This is a genomic window from Bradyrhizobium sp., assembly GCF_016462955.1.
Lineage (GTDB): Bacteria > Pseudomonadota > Alphaproteobacteria > Rhizobiales > Xanthobacteraceae > Bradyrhizobium.
Window position 1 is genome coordinate 1 of record NZ_JAEMSD010000768.1, and the last position, 2,266, is coordinate 2,266.

The 2,266-nt window shown below is 62.6% G+C and carries 2 protein-coding genes; one reads left to right on the forward strand and one right to left on the reverse strand.

The genetic code is table 11. The features are described 5' to 3' along the window. On the forward strand, window positions 1-957 hold a 957-nt coding region (locus JHD07_RS38110), incomplete at its 5' end, for a hypothetical protein (protein ID WP_291631599.1). Here JHD07_RS38110 and JHD07_RS38115 read toward each other — a convergent pair. Next, the coding region (locus JHD07_RS38115; protein ID WP_291631601.1) for a beta-eliminating lyase-related protein at window positions 936-2,266 on the reverse strand (1,331 nt) is incomplete at its 5' end. The genes JHD07_RS38110 and JHD07_RS38115 overlap by 22 nt on opposite strands.

The window sequence follows — 2,266 nt, forward strand, 5'->3', positions numbered from 1 at the left end:
CTCGGGTTCTATCCGCGTTTTGTCTGGAGGAAACTCCCTTCCGACGAGCGGCTTTTGAGGGGGCTGGAGCGCCGATCGGAAAAGCACTGCAATCCCGGCGATCATTGGCTCGATGAAGTTTGTCGTGAATCGCTCGACGATTTCGGCACGCGCGATATCGGTTTCTTCGAGCTGTGCGCGAAGTTCGACTCGATCGAAATATGGGTTGATCCACTACCCAACGATCAGCTGGTGCTCGTCTGGCTGCTCGACTTGCTTCGCCCTTACAAGGAGATCACGACCAAGCTGAGCCTTGTGCATGCGGACGATACTATTGGCAACTATGCTCCGGAGTCCGTCGCAAAATGGAAGCTGCCGGCCTTCAAGGTGACGGAGAACCATTTGGTGACGGCAAGCCGGGTCTGGCGGGCCTACCGGGCTGAAACGCCGGAATCCTGTTTTGATCTGCTGATGACGGATCTGATGATCATGCCGAGACTTCGACCCGCGCTCATCGCGCTGCTCGAAGAGCTTCCGGACAGCATTACGGGCCTCGGTGCAACTGAAATGGATCTGCTGGATTACGTGAACGATGGGCAAACCGACCCAAGGCTCGTCGAGAACGCGCGATGGATTCGCGATGTATTCGACGAGAACGACGCGCGTGACGCTCTGAACTCGGGCGTTCACTGCTCGCCCGCGAAGACGACATGTGGTGGCACAACCGAATCCATCGCTGGTGGGGCGGGACGGAGCTCACCAACGAAAAGCTCTGGCGATGGGATCGCGAAAGCCGGCTGTTGGTGGCGCCTTAGGGCAGATTCGCAGGGTGGATTCGCCAAAGGCGCAATCCACCACTGTTCGCATCTGCGGACACAGAAGAGGTGGGTTACGCCGCGCAACTGCGCTTTGTGCAGTCGCGCGGCTAACCCACCCTACGCGACCTTCGTCGCGTCCTACTCCGCGGCTTGCGCGTAATCGCTGACCGGCGGGCAGGAGCATACGAGGTTGCGGTCGCCGTAGACGTTGTCGACGCGCCCCACAGGGCTCCAGTATTTGTCGGTGCGCGAGACGCCCTGGGGGAAGCAACCCTCGCTGCGGGTGTAGGCGCGATTCCAATCATCGTCCGCAATATCGTGCACGGTGTGCGGGGCGTGACGCAAGGGCGAAGCCTCGATCTTGAACCGGCCGGATTCGACATCGGCGATCTCCTTGCGGATCGCGATCATGGCGTCGCAAAAGCGGTCGAGCTCGGCCCTCGATTCCGACTCGGTCGGCTCGATCATCAGCGTGCCCGGCACCGGGAAGCTCATGGTCGGGGCATGGAAGCCGTAATCGATCAGGCGCTTGGCGATGTCGTCGACGGTGACGCCCGATGTCGCCTTCAGCGGACGGGGATCAACGATGCACTCATGCGCGACGCGGCCCTTCTCGTTCTTGTAGAGCACCGGGAAGTGCGGATCGAGACGCGCTGCGATGTAGTTGGCGTTGAGGATGGCGATTTCGGTGGCGCGCTTCAGGCCTTCGCCGCCCATCATCAGGATGTAGATGTAGGAGATGGTCAGGATCGATGCCGAGCCGAACGGCGCGGCCGAGACCGGGCCGACCGGAGCGTCGGCCTTCGTCACGGGATGACCCGGCAGGAACGGCGCGAGATGCGCCTTGACGCCGATCGGGCCCATGCCGGGGCCGCCGCCGCCATGCGGGATGCAGAAAGTCTTGTGCAGGTTGAGATGGCTGACATCGGCGCCGTAATCGCCGGGCCTGGACAGGCCGACCTGCGCGTTGAGGTTGGCGCCGTCCAGATAGACCTGGCCGCCATGGCCGTGGACGATGTCGCAGATCTCGCGGATGTGCTCCTCGAACACGCCGTGGGTCGAGGGATAGGTGATCATGACCGCGGCGAGATTGTTCGCATGCTTCTCCGCCTTGGCGCGAAGATCATTGACGTCGACGTCGCCGTTCTTCTCGCAAGACACGACCACGACGTCCATGCCGACCATCGCGGCCGACGCCGGATTGGTGCCGTGGGCGGAGGAGGGGATCAGGCAGATCTTGCGGTGGCTCTCGCCGCGCGATGCATGATAGCCGCGGATCGCGAGGAGCCCGGCATATTCGCCCTGCGCGCCGGAGTTCGGCTGCAGCGAGATCGCGTCATAGCCGGTGATGTCGCACAGCCATTTTTCCAGCCGCGCGAACAGCGCGTGATAGCCGGTCGCCTGCTCGCGCGGCACGAACGGATGCAGCGAGCCGAATTCCGGCCAGGTCAGCGGCATCATCTCGGTGG